At 40.5% G+C, this 15,626-nt stretch carries 18 protein-coding genes; 7 read left to right on the plus strand and 11 right to left on the minus strand.

Annotated features, from left to right (window positions below; translation table 11 throughout):
- Nucleotides 1–49 precede the first annotated feature (49 nt).
- From CJD30_RS01525 to CJD30_RS01570, 10 genes are all read right to left on the minus strand, one after another.
- Nucleotides 50–709: a type II secretion system protein gene (locus CJD30_RS01525; protein WP_294915604.1), complete on the minus strand. Its 660-nt coding sequence runs from the start codon at nucleotides 707–709 to the stop codon at nucleotides 50–52.
- Entirely contained in the window at nucleotides 709–1,749 is a 1,041-nt protein-coding gene (locus CJD30_RS01530) for a type II secretion system F family protein (protein WP_294915606.1), read from the minus strand. Before CJD30_RS01530 ends, CJD30_RS01525 begins: the two co-directional genes overlap by 1 nt.
- Complete coding sequence (locus CJD30_RS01535; protein WP_294915609.1) at nucleotides 1,739–3,301, minus strand: ATPase, T2SS/T4P/T4SS family; 1,563 nt, start codon at nucleotides 3,299–3,301, stop codon at nucleotides 1,739–1,741. The genes CJD30_RS01530 and CJD30_RS01535 overlap by 11 nt, the downstream gene beginning before the upstream one ends.
- A gap of 41 nt (nucleotides 3,302–3,342) precedes the next feature.
- Nucleotides 3,343–3,837 (minus strand): type II secretion system protein, encoded by a 495-nt coding sequence (locus tag CJD30_RS01540; protein ID WP_294915611.1) that lies wholly within the window; start codon nucleotides 3,835–3,837, stop codon nucleotides 3,343–3,345.
- Between the two features lie 7 nt (nucleotides 3,838–3,844).
- On the minus strand, nucleotides 3,845–4,429 hold the full coding sequence (locus CJD30_RS01545; protein ID WP_294915613.1) for a prepilin-type N-terminal cleavage/methylation domain-containing protein: 585 nt from the start codon (nucleotides 4,427–4,429) through the stop codon (nucleotides 3,845–3,847).
- 186 nt (nucleotides 4,430–4,615) lie between these two features.
- Nucleotides 4,616–5,182: a prepilin-type cleavage/methylation domain-containing protein gene (locus tag CJD30_RS01550; protein WP_294915615.1), complete on the minus strand. Its 567-nt coding sequence runs from the start codon at nucleotides 5,180–5,182 to the stop codon at nucleotides 4,616–4,618.
- A 50-nt stretch (nucleotides 5,183–5,232) separates the two neighbouring features.
- Entirely contained in the window at nucleotides 5,233–5,676 is a 444-nt protein-coding gene (locus tag CJD30_RS01555; RefSeq protein ID WP_294915617.1) for a hypothetical protein, read from the minus strand.
- Complete coding sequence (locus CJD30_RS01560; RefSeq protein ID WP_294915619.1) at nucleotides 5,663–6,457, minus strand: hypothetical protein; 795 nt, start codon at nucleotides 6,455–6,457, stop codon at nucleotides 5,663–5,665. The genes CJD30_RS01555 and CJD30_RS01560 overlap by 14 nt, the downstream gene beginning before the upstream one ends.
- A gap of 3 nt (nucleotides 6,458–6,460) precedes the next feature.
- Entirely contained in the window at nucleotides 6,461–7,900 is a 1,440-nt protein-coding gene (locus CJD30_RS01565) for a hypothetical protein (protein WP_294915621.1), read from the minus strand.
- Entirely contained in the window at nucleotides 7,900–8,295 is a 396-nt protein-coding gene (locus CJD30_RS01570; protein ID WP_294915623.1) for a hypothetical protein, read from the minus strand. The genes CJD30_RS01565 and CJD30_RS01570 overlap by 1 nt, the downstream gene beginning before the upstream one ends.
- A 147-nt stretch (nucleotides 8,296–8,442) precedes the next feature.
- Between CJD30_RS01570 and CJD30_RS01575 the strand changes: the two genes are divergently transcribed.
- The 5 genes from CJD30_RS01575 to CJD30_RS01595 all read left to right on the plus strand — a co-directional run bounded on the left by CJD30_RS01575 (nucleotide 8,443) and on the right by CJD30_RS01595 (nucleotide 13,054).
- Nucleotides 8,443–8,988, plus strand: coding sequence for a DUF882 domain-containing protein (locus tag CJD30_RS01575; protein ID WP_294915624.1), 546 nt, complete (start codon nucleotides 8,443–8,445; stop codon nucleotides 8,986–8,988).
- Nucleotides 8,989–9,069: 81 nt separating this feature from the next.
- Nucleotides 9,070–11,292 carry a type I DNA topoisomerase gene (gene topA / locus CJD30_RS01580; protein ID WP_294915626.1) on the plus strand — a complete coding sequence of 741 codons (2,223 nt, stop codon included), beginning with the start codon at nucleotides 9,070–9,072 and terminating at the stop codon, nucleotides 11,290–11,292.
- The gene (locus CJD30_RS01585; RefSeq protein ID WP_294915628.1) at nucleotides 11,289–11,804 is read left to right on the plus strand and encodes a metallophosphoesterase; all 516 of its coding nucleotides are present in this window, start codon (nucleotides 11,289–11,291) and stop codon (nucleotides 11,802–11,804) included. Before topA ends, CJD30_RS01585 begins: the two co-directional genes overlap by 4 nt.
- Before the next feature lies 1 nt (nucleotide 11,805).
- Nucleotides 11,806–12,657, plus strand: a complete 852-nt coding sequence (locus CJD30_RS01590) for a biotin synthase (protein WP_294915630.1) — start codon at nucleotides 11,806–11,808, stop codon at nucleotides 12,655–12,657.
- A 43-nt stretch (nucleotides 12,658–12,700) separates the two neighbouring features.
- Complete coding sequence (locus CJD30_RS01595) at nucleotides 12,701–13,054, plus strand: AMMECR1 domain-containing protein (protein WP_294915632.1); 354 nt, start codon at nucleotides 12,701–12,703, stop codon at nucleotides 13,052–13,054.
- 1 nt (nucleotide 13,055) lies between these two features.
- On the opposite strand, the gene CJD30_RS01600 is transcribed toward CJD30_RS01595, so the two are convergent.
- A complete protein-coding gene (locus CJD30_RS01600; RefSeq protein ID WP_294915635.1) occupies nucleotides 13,056–14,003 on the minus strand; it encodes an NAD(P)-binding domain-containing protein in 948 nt (315 codons plus the stop codon).
- A 71-nt stretch (nucleotides 14,004–14,074) separates the two neighbouring features.
- Between CJD30_RS01600 and CJD30_RS01605 the strand changes: the two genes are divergently transcribed.
- Together CJD30_RS01605 and CJD30_RS01610 are read left to right on the plus strand one after the other, a co-directional pair.
- Complete coding sequence (locus tag CJD30_RS01605) at nucleotides 14,075–14,407, plus strand: hypothetical protein (protein WP_294915637.1); 333 nt, start codon at nucleotides 14,075–14,077, stop codon at nucleotides 14,405–14,407.
- Between the two features lie 77 nt (nucleotides 14,408–14,484).
- Nucleotides 14,485–15,606, plus strand: coding sequence for an OmpA family protein (locus CJD30_RS01610; RefSeq protein WP_294915639.1), 1,122 nt, complete (start codon nucleotides 14,485–14,487; stop codon nucleotides 15,604–15,606).
- Nucleotides 15,607–15,626 lie beyond the last annotated feature (20 nt).

Consider the following 15,626-nt stretch of genomic DNA (forward strand, 5'->3'; position numbering starts at 1 on the left):
TCCCTGCTGATAAAGACTATATCGGCCGCAGAATTGAAATCTTTAATGATTAGGGAGAAATTTGAGTCCATTGTGAGGTTGAGGCATTGTACATATTTAAAGTGGCATTTGTATCACAATACCACAAAGTTCCGTTTAAAGGGGATGAAGGTGCGCTCGAAGAGATAATTGCACTATTATATCCACGTGTTTGTGTTGCGACTTCTGATCCATTGTAAAGCTTTAAATGGTTGGTTTCTCCGATACCGATTTCAAGTAGAATATCATCTCCCTGCGCTGTTGCATCGGTTGAGAGGGTTTGTAATACTCCGTCTTCACCTTTACTGATAAGACGGCCCAAGACGTTTGAATTGGGTGAAATGGAAGTTGAATTATTATCAGCATACGTTGCATTGGTGTTGTGCATTCCGAAATCAAAAGTACTGTAGAAAATATTACGGCCCCATGCATCTTTTCCAAGACCTATTGAGACAGGAACAGTATTGTCAGCGGCTTCTTTCAGTAATTCAAAATAGGCATCGTTATCAGGATTTGAAGCTTGATTTAACAAACGGCTCCGGATAACTTCCAGCATTGTTTTACTATTTTGCTGTTTTAGCGTATTCCCCTGAATAATAGTATAGTATCCCATTGTTGCCAAAACAGCTGCTAAAATTCCGGCCATAATGATAGAGATCATTACTTCAACGAGCATCATCCCTTTTCGCATTATGCTTTTCCTGCCTGATTGATAATTTCTTGTTGTATCAATACCTGTGTCAAGACAATCGTAAAGAACTCAACAAATACGGCAAATGCAAGTAAGAGAATCGCTAAAATGGTAATAATGCGAAAGAATTTAGTTGCCATAGTGAGTGCATTGAGACGTGCACGATCGGCAAATTGTTCTAAAATATCGCCTAATTGTGTGACTGTACCGGCTCCTGAAAGAAGATGTTGTTCAATATCTTCAAAAAAAGGGATAGCCCAAAAGTTTTTCTCTCCACGGCTGACTTGTGTCAGTATCCCTTGAAATTGCTTTTGAATACGAGGGACAAGAGTACTGTTGGCAGCGGTTTGAAGTGAGGTTTTAAGGGATACACCATTTTTTAACATCGCACTGAGCAAACTGAGTAAAATGAATTTTTCAAAGTATTCGATAATGTTAGATGACATGGGAAGCATCGATGCGGCTCTTTTGGCAATGCCCTGGAGAATTCCCGTATAGTTAAAAAGGGCAAACATCACCATAAAAAAATAAAGAGCAAAAATGAGCAATGCTCCAAATAAAATATTACTGAGGAAAAGGGCTCTATCCAAGTGCTCTGCAATAATGATAAAAACGTTTGGATCATAGGTTTTAGCTTCTTCGATATGAAATGGAACTGCAAAAAATCGGACGAAAATGATAATAATGGTTGTCAAGATAAAATAGATCATCGGGAGTGCAATTTTATCGTTTGATTCTTGGTGGAATTTATTTTTAACTTCTAAATAGCGAACGACTGATTTGAGTGTTTTGACAAATGATCCCCCTTTTTCAGCCATAGCAACAAATTGGATAATATCGGGCGGAGGAGCAAGATATTTCTCTAAAGATTTGGAAAAAGAGGCACCTTCTTGGATTGAGCGGGTAATATTGGCGTATGCAGACGCATCAGCTTTATTTTTAGAGGTTTTTTGAAGCAACGAGAGTGCATTTGTTAAACTTTTTCCATTTTCAAGGGATAATTGGAGTGTTTTTAATAGAGTAAGAATATCAGCTTTCATGAACATACCCTAAAGAGAGCAATTCGTGTGATAAGGTTTCATAATCACATAATCCTGATTCAAACAAATACGCTGCTGATTGAAAATAGCTAAAAGTGATGAAATGCTCCCATGCTTTAAAAACAGTACTATTTTTCAGAGCAAGATAGAATTGGTAACGTACTTTCATATCACCGGGAATAAAAACCATATCCATTAATAGTGCACGACCGCTATATCCTGTGAAGTTACAGCGAATACACCCCACTTTTTCATACCCATAGTTTTCGGTTCCAAAAAACGTTTTTCCATCTTCGACATTGCATGGCTGTTTGCAGGTACAGAGTTTCGGTACAAGCCGTTGAGCAATAACCCCACTGAGGGAATAGGCAAGGATAAATAGATCCCCTCCCTCATCACGAATACGTTCCATTGCCATAAAACTGTTTGGTGTGTGAAGTGTGGAGAAAACCATGTGTCCACTGTGTGCGGCTTTGAGCCCTGTAAGAATGGATTCACGATCCCGCATCTCCCCGATGACGATAACATCCGGGTCTTGACGCATGATCGATTTCATCCCTTCGGCAAAGGTGAATCCACTTGCCTCATTAATCTGATATTGGGTAACGAAATCAATTTTATACTCAATAGGGTCTTCGATTGTATAAATAATTTCGTGCAGTCGGTCACGTTGATTTAAAATTGCATTGAGAGTAGTGGTTTTACCGCTTCCGGTAGGTCCTACTACGAGAAAAAAACCGCTGGATTGGTTTACAAAATGATGTACATGTTCAGACATCGGATGGTTTTTTGGAAAAAGAGAGTTAAGAGATTTGATATTACTGGCTTTGTCCAAAATACGTAAAACGATATTTTCTCCGTATTGAGAAGGGGCGATTTCGATACGAAAGTCGATGGTTCTGCCCTCGTAATCACGAGAAAAACTCCCCCCTTGCGGAGCAAAAACATTAATCATGTCAATATTACAGCGTTCTTTGATGATTAGAGCAAAACGCCCTGCAAGTTCATGATTGAGCAAATAACGGGCAATGATTTTTCCATCGATCCGATAACGGAGCCAGTAAAATGATTCGTATGCATTGATATGAATATCGCTGGCAGAACGTTGTATTCCATACTCGAGAAGCATTTCAAAGATGTCGATAACTTCATCTTCTTCGTAATCCATGGCATTGAACTGTTTGATTTTTCGCTCAATACTCTCTGGATCAACACGTAAAAAGGCTAAATATTTTTGTTGAAATTCACGGACAGGGATGTTTTTTTGCTCAACCCTTTTTTGAACCCGAGCGCTTAGTTCAGCGAGGCGTTTCTCTCCTAAGAGCTCTTTGCGAAGGATTTTAAGAACATCATCGCGCTCTTCGGCGATCACCATCTCAAACTCTTTCATAAGCTCGAGGTTATAGGTTTTTGTACTCTCTTTTTTTTGGATGAAATGGTGAGAAAGGGCAATATCTAAAAGATGTTTTTTAATGCCGATTTGCTGATAGTAATACTGCTCTTTTTGGCATACTTCTAGCTGCTTTGGCGTTAGTATCTTTTTGATATTCATTAGGTACTTTTTGGTTTAATTATAACACAAAAAGTCAATGTTCAGCGTGAGAGATAAAATTTGAAGAGTGCTGACGTGGCGTTATGATCCAATGTCGCTTGTTGGGATGTGTAGTTGACAATCAGCTTTTTGAGCGCTTTGTCTTGGGTTGAATTGTTGTCTGCAGTGGTTACGATGTAAAAAGCAGTTCCTGATTCTGTTGCCCGATACGATGAAAACCCGCTTGGGGGGAGCGGAACGAAACCGTTTCTCCCTCCATTAAAAGAATAAGGGGTGGAAGTATTGCATTCTAAATCGCTTAAAAGGGTATTGGATGCTTGTGTTCCGCTGTTCAGCTCTTTTGGGAACTGCTCTGAGAGGCTTTTGCATTGAAATGTCATTGATTCAATCAGATTGATTTGTGATTCAATGGTACTTTTATAGCGAAGTGCGTTAAGTGTTGTCAAATTAAAATAATAATAACCGATAGCACCTAATACCCCCACCAAAAAAATGGTGAGAGCAATTTCAACAAGAGTAAAAGCTCTATGTCGCATGGTGAGCTTATTTAACAATCATGATCCAATGTTTATAGTGTGCACCGACTTGTTGAGAGTAACAAAATGTATCTCCATAACGTGTATGTTGTGTCGTGACACTTCCAAAGTTCATGTCGTTAGTAACGTTTAACTCAACGCTTTTATTGATTTCATGATTGAAAATAGCACAATAAAAATCATCATCTGAGACGACATCCCAGCCGCCGGTACCGTTCAGATCAATTGGAAATTGAAATGCAGGTCGTCCATTAACCGCAGAAGTATTAAGTTCCCATCCAGTTGTCGTCATTTCACGGATATCTCTTGGAAGAGAGCGGAGAATCATTACATTTGTTGCATTAAACTCACTTAAGTTTGCAACTGTTGGGGCAACCCCTTGTTGAGCAACGAAAACATCGTATGCACCTGAGAGTTGATACGCTTGGTCCATCAATGCGGCAACTCTGGCTTTTTTAGCGGTTAAGTCAATATTAAAAAGACTTTTATAGTAAAGCATCGCAATAGTTGAAAGAACACCGAATAAAATAACGGCAATAGTCATTTCAACCAAAGAGATCCCTTTTCTCTTTCCATTGTAGCGATTCGACATGTCAAACTCCTTTTATAACACGTTATAGACCATTAAATCGGCGATAGAAAAAAAAACTTTAATGATTGAAGAGAGATTGAAAGTATTTTAGGATAAAGAAGAAAATTGAACCTCCCAAAACCCCTCTTTCGAGGGGAAGGAAAGGATTCAGTAGAATTATAAAAAGAGCGCGATTAAATCAAGCAATTATGGTACAACAATCATGATTGTTGGATTGTTTGCAGATGCTTGACCGTAACAGAACATATTCCCTTGAGTTGCTTTTTTCGCAGCTGCTGTTCCGAATTGGAATGAATTAGATACGTTCAAGTCTTGAGTTGTGTTGAACTCACGGTTGAAAATCGCACAATGTACAGCATCAATTTTATCTGTTGTTGATACGTTTTTATCCAATTTCATTTGGAATGCTACACCTGTTCCCGGAAGACCTGTAGAGGTATTAAGTTCCCAACCTGTTGTTGACATCTCTTTAATTTTTGTAGGCCATGTTGTCAAAATAGATGATGAACCGTTGAAATCGTTGATTGAAGTCGGTTCAACACCCATTTCTGTTTTATAAATTTGATACGCTTGTACCAATTGGCTTGCTTGATCTGTCGCAGCAGCAACACGCGCTTTTTTCGCTTGCAAGTCTGTATTCAAATACACTTTAGTATATTTAAGTCCGATAGCAGCAAGTGCTGCAAACAAAACGATCGCAATTGTCATCTCCACTAAAGAGATACCTTTTCTCATTCCTGTGTACTGTTTCATTGGTTATCCTTTTTTTTGATCGGGGGATCTTTGCCCACTAGATCGGTTTTTTAATTTGGAATCTTTAATACATATGGATGAACGATGATTGAAAAACCAAATTCATCCGTTGTGCATCCTTGTCCGATGCAGCTGCTGACTAATTCTACGTCATCATTTTTGACAACATCCAGAAGCCGTTTCAATAGTACGTATGAATAGGTGTCATGAATGCCTCCTTGGATAATTAATTTTTGTTGGTCGATCTTTACGTCCGCTTCCATCCCAAATTCTTGGAGAAGTTCTTTGTATTGATCATTTTTAGTACGCAGAACATCGCCTTCTGCATACACAGCAACTGGTTGCTCAACGGCAGTTTTTAAAGCACTAAAGGTTTTCACCTCTTCGGCTACCGTTTTGTCCTCGTAGACAATATTGAGGAAATAGAAGTAGGTTGCGACTAAAATTGCTATTAAAACAACAATAAAAAGAGCCGCAAGACTATATCTTTTCATTACAATATTGAACGATGCCCTGAGCAACGTCTTCCTTTATGATATTCGCTTCCGGTGGTAACAACCTGACAAAAGCGTTGAGGTTTGGTGTCACCACCTCAGCACATAAGCTATCGTTTTGATAGCTGATCTGCTGAAGGGTGGACTCCGTAGATTGTGTCATTTCCTCAATTTTTTCAAGTTCATGGACAATATCCACTTTCTTGGTCATGGCAAATGATGTTTGGCAATTTTTAGTCACCAATTGTTTATACTCTTTTACAAGTACGTCCCTATTGCTTAGATTGATTTCAGTTGCGTTGAGATAACTGTATCCGGCGTAGAAAATACCGACAGTAAGCACAACGGTTGAGACCAATACAAAACTTCCGACCCAGGTATCTTTGCGTTCCTTATCTAGATTGAGGGAAACAAGTTTTTCTCCTTTTGCGTTATCCGCATAAAGAATTGAAAATCCTCTTTCTTGTGCAAATTCTTCCGGTTTATCCAAAATGTAGTCAATAATTTTTTGATCTTCCAGCAATACTCCTACGTTTTTATAGTCAAGTTCGAAAACGATGACGCTTCTGCCTTGATTTTTTCCGGCAAGCGAAAGGATGTTTTCATAGACGATTTTCTCTTTTGGCAAAAATGCAATGTAATTAATCCCCTCCGGATGCTTTCTGAGTGAGACTTTAACAGCGGATGAATCGAGATCTCTGCGTGCATGTGAATATACCTGCATACGGATAGTGTTCATATCACTGTTAAAATCAAGAGAACCAGCTGTAAAAATTGCCATTGCTTATCTCATTACGTACTTGATAACACGAGGGGTAACCACGATTACCATCTCGCTTTTTGTACTGGATGTATGGCGTGCACCGCCTACAACACCGGCCGCGCTATCTCCAAGACCAGGTAACCCGCTCCATCCTTTATCGCTTTTATTGCGGAAAAGCCCTGAAATGACAATCGGAACACCCGGTTGAACCCGCATGGTGTTGTTGATTGCCTTGGTGACGGTTTGAGGTTGAGAAAATTTATTGCCATTCACTTCAAATGAGGTGTAACCGACGATATCATTGATTTTAAGACCGATATCGGTAATGACGGTTCCATCGAGCATATTGGAGTTAAGATTGATTTCTAATCCGCTCAGTGCTGTCGCACTGGTCGTAGAGACTTGAGATGTGCCGTTTCCTACAGCTGTATTTTGAATTCCACTGATGTATGGTGCTTCAATTCCGTCAGTCAGTTTTACATTTGTTCCGGCTAGGCCTAAGAGTTTCGGTCGTTGAACACTTTCGACTTTTCCAAAATTTTCCAACGCATTGACGAGTGCTTGACCGTTATAGGTATCATTTTTCATGATCATCCCGAATGTCAGAGGAAGAGCAGATGCACCGGCAGAACCTAAGCTTCCTGAAGCGGAAGCAACAAAATTCAAACCGTTCTTCGCTAGAGTAGGAACTAAACTCCAGTCGATTCCCAAGGCATAATTGTCTTTGAGTTCGACATCATAAATAGAAATTTCGTATTCAATAACGTAGAGATTGTTACGGAGTATTTCAAGATATTTCATAATATCGTTGTACTCTTTTTCGCGTGCAGAAAAACTAACCGACGAGGTTATCGTGTCATAACTGACGTTGGTGGCTCCCATAGAATCAAGGCTGGTTTTTAGGATATTTGCAAGACCGCTGATCGGAGGAATCTTAACGGTAGTAGTTCTGGTATTACCCAAATAAAAGGTTCCATCGTTGTATTGGACTCCGATTTTATCACCTACGGTTTTTTGAAGCACTTTTCCAAAGGAGATATTGGAAGCAGAAAGGTTTATTTTACTTTCCGAGAGAAGATATTCATTTTTCCCTGCATAAGGGTTCGTGGTGCCCCCTTGAGTCGTTAGAATCTGATTTTTGGTTGTCATCGCCTCGGATTGAAGCTGAAAAACGATATTTTCATTGGTAGCTTCAGTGAGCAGAGCAATGACATCACGTAATTCAGCTCCCATGATTTTGGCCCGTTTAATAATCTCTTTATCAGGTATCGCTTGCGGTTCAATGTGGAAATTATCGGCATTCACTTCGACCACTTGCACAGAAGGTTCATTTTTTTGTATTTGTGTAATATTTTTGTCTAATTCTTTGAGATGCATTTCAGGAGTCAGTGTCTCTTTTTTGGTTGCGACACTGCATCCGGTCAGTCCCAAAAGTACGGCAGCGAGAAATAAAGAGCGCATTATTGACCTCCTGTCGTAAAATAGATTGTTTGTATTCGTCCGGAATCATCTACCGTGATGTAGTTGCTGGTGATATTTCGGATGAAATATTTTTTATTATTGGCATAAAAAGGGTCTCCTTCTTTGAGAACGACTTTGTTATCACCAATTTTGAGAAGGATAAATTTCCCTTTTTCTGTCTCTAAATAACAGTTGTATACCAACTTTGACAGGTCAAAAGTTGCCGGTTTTTCGGTCGGTACAATAGGTGGTGCGAGCAACGGAGGAAGAGGCATAGGACGTACTTCTGACGTTGCAACCGGAGTTTTCTTCGGTTTTACACTTTCGCGAAAAAACGGGTTGTAGGCCGCATTTAGCGAAAGTGTAAGGAAAAGAAATGACCAAAAATAGTTCATACCGACACTTTCATAGAGATAATTTTGTGTTTAAAAGCAATAAGTGTTCCATTGTTTAAACTTCTATTTTAGAGTAAAAATGGACTATAAATTGCTTACACAATTGTTAATGATTAGAATTTTTAAAAACGAGTTCAATTAGTAAAAATGCAAAAAACAGAACAGAATGATGTACTTATTGATCCGAGTCGGAGAACTTTTTTTAAAAGTGCACTAGCTCTTAGTGTTTCGGGAACTCTTTATGCATCCAATAAATTTAATAATCAAAGTTTGCATCTCATTCGTAATGGAAATGAGTACACTATCCCTTTTATGCGAAACGGGAAACTAGAAGAAAACGGTTATACTGATTTGTGTCGTATTTTTGCAGATGTCCGTGCAGGAGTTGCCGTGCAAATGGATCCAAATTTGTTCATTGTCCTCTCACAAGCTCAGCAATGGCTCTCTAATAATCAAATTAAGCGTCCCATTATATTGACGTCAGGTTACCGAACGGAACATACTAATGCGATGACGGAAGGGGCGGCATTTAATTCAATGCACTTGTATGGAAAAGCTGCAGATATCAAAATTGAAGGTATACCCGAAGATTATTTGGCACGATTACTTCGTTTATGCGGAGGTTCCGGTATAGGTATCTATTCGAGTTTTGTGCATGTGGATACATGGAAAGTAAGAGCTTGGAGAGGGTAACACTCTTTTTTATATGGCTCGATTTTGAATTTTTTTTGTTACACTTTCAAAATTCATCCATAATATATAGGATTCACTCTTTTGAAACTCATTATTGTCGAGTCACCGGCTAAAGCCAAGACTATTAAAAACTTCCTTACCAAAGATTATGAAGTTATTGCTTCCAAAGGGCATATTCGTGATCTTCCTAAAAATCGTTTCGGTATTAAAATCGATAACGAAAAAATCGTTGCTGAATATCGAATCAGTGAAGACAGTACTGCTACCGTTAAACAAATTCAAGAATTGGCCAAAAAAAGCGATGAAATCTTTATCGCGACCGACGAAGACCGTGAAGGGGAAGCGATCGGATGGCACATCGCTCATGCCATCAATAAAGATCCGGAAAAATTACCGCGTATCGTCTTTCACGAAATTACTAAAAATGCGATCATTCATGCGCTTGAAACACCGCGTACGATCGATATGGACCGTGTGGATGCTCAGCAAGCACGCCGCTTGTTGGATCGTATTGTCGGATATAAACTCTCTCCATTATTGGCGAATAAAATTCAAAAAGGACTCTCCGCAGGTCGTGTTCAATCCTCAACCCTCAAAATTGTGGTAGATCGTGAGCGGGAGATCCGTGCATTTGTCCCTGAGGAATACTGGACGATAGATACCCTCTTTAAAAAAGATATCGAAGCAACATTGGTCAGTTTTGAGAATGAGAAAATCGATAAACTAACAATCAAAACCGGTGATCAAGCAACAAAGATTGTTGAGGCACTGAAAAAAGAAAGTTTCAAGGTCGGTGAGATTGAGACGAAAGAGCGTAAAAGCTCTACTCCTCCGCCGTTTATGACCTCTACCCTGCAACAAAGTGCTTCTTCTTCGCTCGGGTTTTCTCCCAAAAAGACGATGATGATTGCCCAAGCATTGTATGAGGGGGTTAAAACACCAGAAGGTACATCGGGTGTTATTACCTATATGCGTACCGATTCACTCAATCTTGCAGCGGAAGCGGTTGAAGCGGCGCGTGAGCTGATTGTAAATCGTTACGGTAAAGAGTATCTCCCTGCACAGCCGAAAGTGTATACAAAAAAGTCCAAAGGAGCCCAAGAAGCGCACGAAGCGATTCGTCCGACGATGCTTGCTTTTACTCCCGAAGTAGCGGCAACGTATCTCAAACCCGATGAGATTAAACTTTACCGCCTCATTTATAATCGCTTTTTGGCGTGTCAGATGAACGATGCACGGTTTGAGCAGCAAAGTATTACCTTTGAATCCTCCAATGCGCAGTTCCGTGCAACTGGGCGTAAACTCTTGTTTGACGGATTTTATCGTGTGGCCGGGAGTGATGACAAAGACAAATTGCTCCCAACGCTTACGACGGGAGATGCGATTGACATACAGTCCATTGTCCCGGAACAGCATTTTACGGAGCCGCCATCGCGCTATTCTGAAGCGAGTTTGATTAAAAAACTCGAATCTGAAGGGATCGGTCGTCCATCAACCTATGCACCGACGATCAGTACACTGCAGGCGCGTAATTACATCGAGATCGATAAGCGTGCCATTGCTCCGACAGAAATCGCGTTTACCGTGACCGAGATGTTGGAGAACCATTTCAACGAAATCGTTGATGCAGGATTTACCGCAGCGATGGAAGAAACCCTTGATGAGATCAGCGAGAGCGGAAAATCATGGCACAAAATTTTGCTCGATTTTTACTATCCGTTCATTGAAAAAATTGAGGCGGGAAAAACGAATATCGTGAGTCTTAAAATGGCAAAACCGCTTGGACGCAATTGTCCTCAGTGTGGGAGTGAATTATTGCTTCGTTCCGGACGTTTTGGAGAGTTTATCGCATGCAGCGGTTTTCCAAAATGTAAATATACCGAACAAACCGAAGAGAACCAAAATGAAAATACAGCTGCAGCACCTGATGAAGTGACCGATGAGGTATGTGAAAAGTGCGGTAGCCCAATGGTCGTTAAAAACGGACGAAACGGAAAATTTTTGGCATGCAGCGGTTATCCGAAATGTAAAAATACCAAAACACTTAACCAAGAGACCAAATTCTCCGAAGTACCGTGTCCCGATTGCGGCGGAAAACTATTGTGGCGTCAATCACGTCGAGGAGCATTTTGGGGATGCGAACATTATCCGAAATGTAAATTTATCTCAAAATTTGAACCTTCAACCAAAAAATGTCAGGTAGAAGGGTGCGGAGGAGCATTGGCTCCGAGAACGTACCGTAATAAAGAGGTGTACGAGTGTGTCAAATGTAAAGACCGTACCCCAAGAGAGGAAAATGCGTGAAAATCGGGTTGCTCTCCGATACGCATAAAAAAGAGGGACGATCACAACGTATTATTGATCATCTCAAAGCTCAGGGTGCTGAGTTTTTGATCCACGCGGGTGATATTGTGAAACCCGAAATGTTGATGCAACTTAAAAATAGCGCTCTACGGTATGTCGCTGTTTATGGCAATAATGATGCCGGATTGGTTCAGTATCACACACAGTATAATCTTGTGCAAGAACCGCATTATTTTAAACTTGGCGGAGTAAGTTTTAAGCTCATGCATCTGCCGTTTTATATGAATGGGGATACCGAAGTGGTCATTTTCGGGCATACCCATGTCTTTGAGTGTGATTTTAAAAACCGCACCCTTTTTCTTAATCCGGGAGAAGCGTGTGCGAGGGATGAGCCTTTTTCATCATGTGCGATGCTGGAGATTACCGATACCTCTTTGATCGTTACCCATTATTCCCGTGCCGTAGGAAGCGATAGCTTCGATGAACGTCACTACACTTTTGAAAGATCCTAATATGTCCAAAAAAATATTTCTTTGCTCAATTTGTAACATCAACAGCGGCACATGTAACGAAGACTGCAAATTCTGCTCCCAAAGCGTTAAATACAAAGCCGATATAGAGCGCTATAAACAAAAGCCGATGGAGCAAATTTTAGAAGAAGCACGTCGCCTTGAAGCATTGGGTGCGTTGGGATTTTGTCTTGTTACAGCACAAAAAGGGCTCGATGATAAAACGCTTGAATTCGTCTGCAATGTTGCCTCGACTCTGAAACGTGAAGTACCCCGTCTTCGCCTTATTGCGTGTAATGGAACAGCATCACTGGAACAATTGGGTGAACTCAAACGTGCGGGTGTGAGTGCCTATAATCACAATCTCGAAACGAGTCGGGAGTTTTATCCAAAAATTTGTACGACGCATCCGTGGGAAGAACGCTTTGAGACGTGTGAAAATGTCAATCGATCGGGACTAAAGCTAATCAGCGGCGGGATATTCGGGATGGGTGAAACACATGAAGATCGCATCAGCATGTTACACTCTTTGAATGAATTGAATCCAGTTTCTGTTCCGCTCAATTTTTATCATCATAATCCGGCATTGCCGTTGCAGCCCAATCCTTTGTCGATCGACGAATCGTTGGAACTCATTACCCTTGCACGTCGCATCATCGATCAAGCGGATCGGATCATGATCGCTGGAGGAAGAGAAATTACCTTTAAAGAACGCCAGCATGAAATTTTTGAAGCGGGTGCGAATAGCATCGTGATCGGAAACTATCTCACTACAGCCGGTCGTGAAGCGCATGCCGATTTGATGATGTTGCAAGAACTTGGATTTGAAATTGCCTTAACACCTGAGGATAAGTAAGTTATAATAACGTAATATAGATTGTTGGAGGAGGTTAATAAATATGTCTCAATCTGTTTTATTAACCATTGCCCGTGCATCTATTGAAGAGGTACTACAGGGGCAAAATACGATCAACCGCCAAGAACTGCTTGAACAGTACCCCCTTTTGTCAGAGCCTATGGCAACACAAATCACTTTATTTTTAGGGAATAAAGTCCGAGGCGATGCAAAAACATTGAATGCGAATAAATCGCTTCTCGAAGATATCATTTACAATGCGAAAGCGGCAGCATTTTTAGATGAAAACTTTGACCCGATCGTTACGTCAGAATATCTGCACACAACAATAAAACTAACCATTTTCTCTTCGGATGGAGAATTAAGCCATCAAAGCGAACCGATCCTAAAAGATTGATTTAGATCGATTTGATGTAGTTGGCGATGGCAAAGCCGTGATTTAGCCCTAATGCGATAGAGCCGCCGGACTCTTGAGTGATATCTCCTGCAACAAAGAGCCCTTTAATGTTAGTTTGGTAATTTTCATCATGTACCGGTTTTCCGTCTTCTTCACGGATATTGCTGCTTGATAAAAATCCGCTTGGTGTGGTCCCTCCGATAGCATAAACAATCCTATCGTATAACTCAGAAGTTCCATCATTAAAGAGTACTTTTACTTTTCCGCTTTCACTTTCCAATTCGGTAATTTCAGTATTGAGCAGTGCTCTCACCGAGCCATTTTGCACGACTCTTTCGATATCGGCTTGGTTGGTTGGATTGGCACGTCGAAACGTCCCGCGTCGGTAACAGATAGAGACTTCGTTTTTAGTGCAGAGTTCAACGGCATACTCAATTGCGGAATCACCTCCGCCGACGACCATGATTTTCTCTCCTGAACCACATCCATCGAGGGTATAATGGATCTGATTTTTAATGGATGGGGGTATCTTGTAATCAGGCTTATTGGGTTTTCCCATGCGTCCGATCGTAACGACAACATATTTGGCATGAATGGAGCCTCCGGCAATAAAGACCTCAAATCCTGTTTCATTTTTGACAATTTTTTGGACTTCGGTATGGGTACGAAGCTCTAAAGAGTCATGATCTAAGAGCTGATCAAAAAAATCGAGTGTCGATTCCTTCGTGCCGTCGACAAAATAGATGGTTCCATCTAACTCAACCTTTTGTCCTTTCCAATCTTTATCAACACGTTTATTATCTTTGTAAAATTTACGTATCGTTGCATTGTGGTTGTCATCTTTCTCGAGGAGAATAATATTGCGTAAACCTACCGCATAACTTTCAATTGCTGTTGCAATGCCAGCAGGACCTGCTCCAATAATGGCTAATTCGTATTGATATTCCATAGGTGCTCCTCATAATTTCCATACTGTATCACAAAATAGCGATAAAATTCAATTTATGTTATACTTATTAGATGTACTATGTAATTCAAAAACACCACGGCGATCCTAAAAAGCACTATGTTGCGTATACTGTTCCGCGGTATATAAGCTCACAAAATTCACAAAATATCATCTTTGAGTTTCGCGTGAATGATACGGTTAAGCGTAAATGGGCCCCTAAAGAAGAGATTGTTTTGTTAACAGATGATGAGCAATTGTTTCAAAATACTCTTCAAAAATTAGAAGCGCTAAAACAGGTACATTTAGACAAAATTGACGCGGCGGAAGAACAGCTAAATCAAGAGATTTATTCTATGCTGAACTCTATGCAAAAACAATTCGAAATAATTAAAAAAAACAATTAACTACTTTTTAGCAAAATCTATATCTCTCTCTTATGCTATAATTAACAATCTTAAATATTGTCCAAAGGAGATTTACAATGAAAAAATTGGTATTTTCTAGCTTGCTTGCAGCAACATTACTGGGAGCAAGTGATTATAACTACGAAGTATCACCAGTAATAGGATATCTTTGGAACAGTACTTCCAATGAAACCAATGTAAACAACGGCGGTGCGATGGGCGGCGTCCAAAATCACGCAGTGTATGGTGCGGAAGTACAAATAAATAACGTTTGTAACACCGTTAAGCCGGAAATCTCTGTGCTATACGGGCGTGACAAAGTTGCAGGCCAAAGCGGAAAAACGGGTGTACTAACAACGATGTTGAACGGTGTGTATGAAATGCCGGTCGATAGTACATTAACTCCGTTTGCAAAAGCCGGTTTCGGGTATGAGTGGTATACCAATACGCATCCAAGTGATTTTGACGGATTATTGGTAGATGCGGGAGTCGGATTAAAAACTGAAATTACGAAACAAATCGCATTGAAGTTAGAAGCTCTTTATATGTATAAAATGAACAATAACGGTGTGGATGGAAGCAATGGCGAAGTACACAATATAGCAGCATTGGCAGGACTAACATTTAGTTTTGATCAAAAAGCAGCAGCACCGGTGGTGGCAGCAGTTGCCGCTCCTGTAGTTGCAGCAGTTGTTGCTCCTGAGGCGAAACCAGAACCAAAACCGGTAGTAGTCCCGGCTCCGGCTCCTCAAGTTGTAAAAGCAGCAGCTCCGACTGACAGCGACAAAGATGGTGTCTTTGATCCGCAAGATAAATGCCCTGCAACTCCAGCTGGTTTCAAAGTTGATGCTGATGGATGTCCGGTTAAAGCAACATTGCATCTTAATTTCGCAACCAACTCAAATAAAGTGGATGCTGCAGGAAATGCAAAAGTTGCCGCTTTCGGAGCTTTCTTAAAAGAGAGCCCTGCATACAAAGCAAGCATTGTTGGACATACGGACAGTACCGCATCGGATACGTATAATCAAAAACTTTCAGAAAAACGTGCTGAGATTGTCAAAGATATGTTGATTAAAGGCGGTGTTGACGCATCACGTTTGAGCGCATCAGGCAAAGGTGAATCACAACCGGTTGCTACCAATAAAACAAAAGAAGGGCGTGCAGAAAATCGCCGTATTGAAGTAGAACTTAGCCACTAAGTTTTAATAATAGTTCGGGA

The organism is Sulfuricurvum sp. PD_MW2, from assembly GCF_002633015.1.
GTDB lineage: Bacteria > Campylobacterota > Campylobacteria > Campylobacterales > Sulfurimonadaceae > Sulfuricurvum.

Coding starts and splice junctions, on each gene's coding strand:
- CJD30_RS01525 (WP_294915604.1), bottom strand. CDS start 709: ATGCGAAAAGGGATGATGCTCGTTGAAGTAATGATCTCTATCATTATG.
- CJD30_RS01555 (WP_294915617.1), bottom strand. CDS start 5,676: ATGAAAAGATATAGTCTTGCGGCTCTTTTTATTGTTGTTTTAATAGCA.
- CJD30_RS01565 (WP_294915621.1), bottom strand. CDS start 7,900: ATGCGCTCTTTATTTCTCGCTGCCGTACTTTTGGGACTGACCGGATGC.
- CJD30_RS01610 (WP_294915639.1), top strand. CDS start 14,485: ATGAAAAAATTGGTATTTTCTAGCTTGCTTGCAGCAACATTACTGGGA.
- CJD30_RS01570 (WP_294915623.1), bottom strand. CDS start 8,295: ATGAACTATTTTTGGTCATTTCTTTTCCTTACACTTTCGCTAAATGCG.
- CJD30_RS01530 (WP_294915606.1), bottom strand. CDS start 1,749: ATGAAAGCTGATATTCTTACTCTATTAAAAACACTCCAATTATCCCTT.
- CJD30_RS01590 (WP_294915630.1), top strand. CDS start 11,806: ATGTCCAAAAAAATATTTCTTTGCTCAATTTGTAACATCAACAGCGGC.
- CJD30_RS01560 (WP_294915619.1), bottom strand. CDS start 6,457: ATGGCAATTTTTACAGCTGGTTCTCTTGATTTTAACAGTGATATGAAC.
- CJD30_RS01605 (WP_294915637.1), top strand. CDS start 14,075: ATGTACTATGTAATTCAAAAACACCACGGCGATCCTAAAAAGCACTAT.
- CJD30_RS01575 (WP_294915624.1), top strand. CDS start 8,443: ATGCAAAAAACAGAACAGAATGATGTACTTATTGATCCGAGTCGGAGA.
- CJD30_RS01600 (WP_294915635.1), bottom strand. CDS start 14,003: ATGGAATATCAATACGAATTAGCCATTATTGGAGCAGGTCCTGCTGGC.
- CJD30_RS01550 (WP_294915615.1), bottom strand. CDS start 5,182: ATGAAACAGTACACAGGAATGAGAAAAGGTATCTCTTTAGTGGAGATG.
- CJD30_RS01545 (WP_294915613.1), bottom strand. CDS start 4,429: ATGTCGAATCGCTACAATGGAAAGAGAAAAGGGATCTCTTTGGTTGAA.
- CJD30_RS01535 (WP_294915609.1), bottom strand. CDS start 3,301: ATGAATATCAAAAAGATACTAACGCCAAAGCAGCTAGAAGTATGCCAA.
- CJD30_RS01595 (WP_294915632.1), top strand. CDS start 12,701: ATGTCTCAATCTGTTTTATTAACCATTGCCCGTGCATCTATTGAAGAG.
- CJD30_RS01540 (WP_294915611.1), bottom strand. CDS start 3,837: ATGCGACATAGAGCTTTTACTCTTGTTGAAATTGCTCTCACCATTTTT.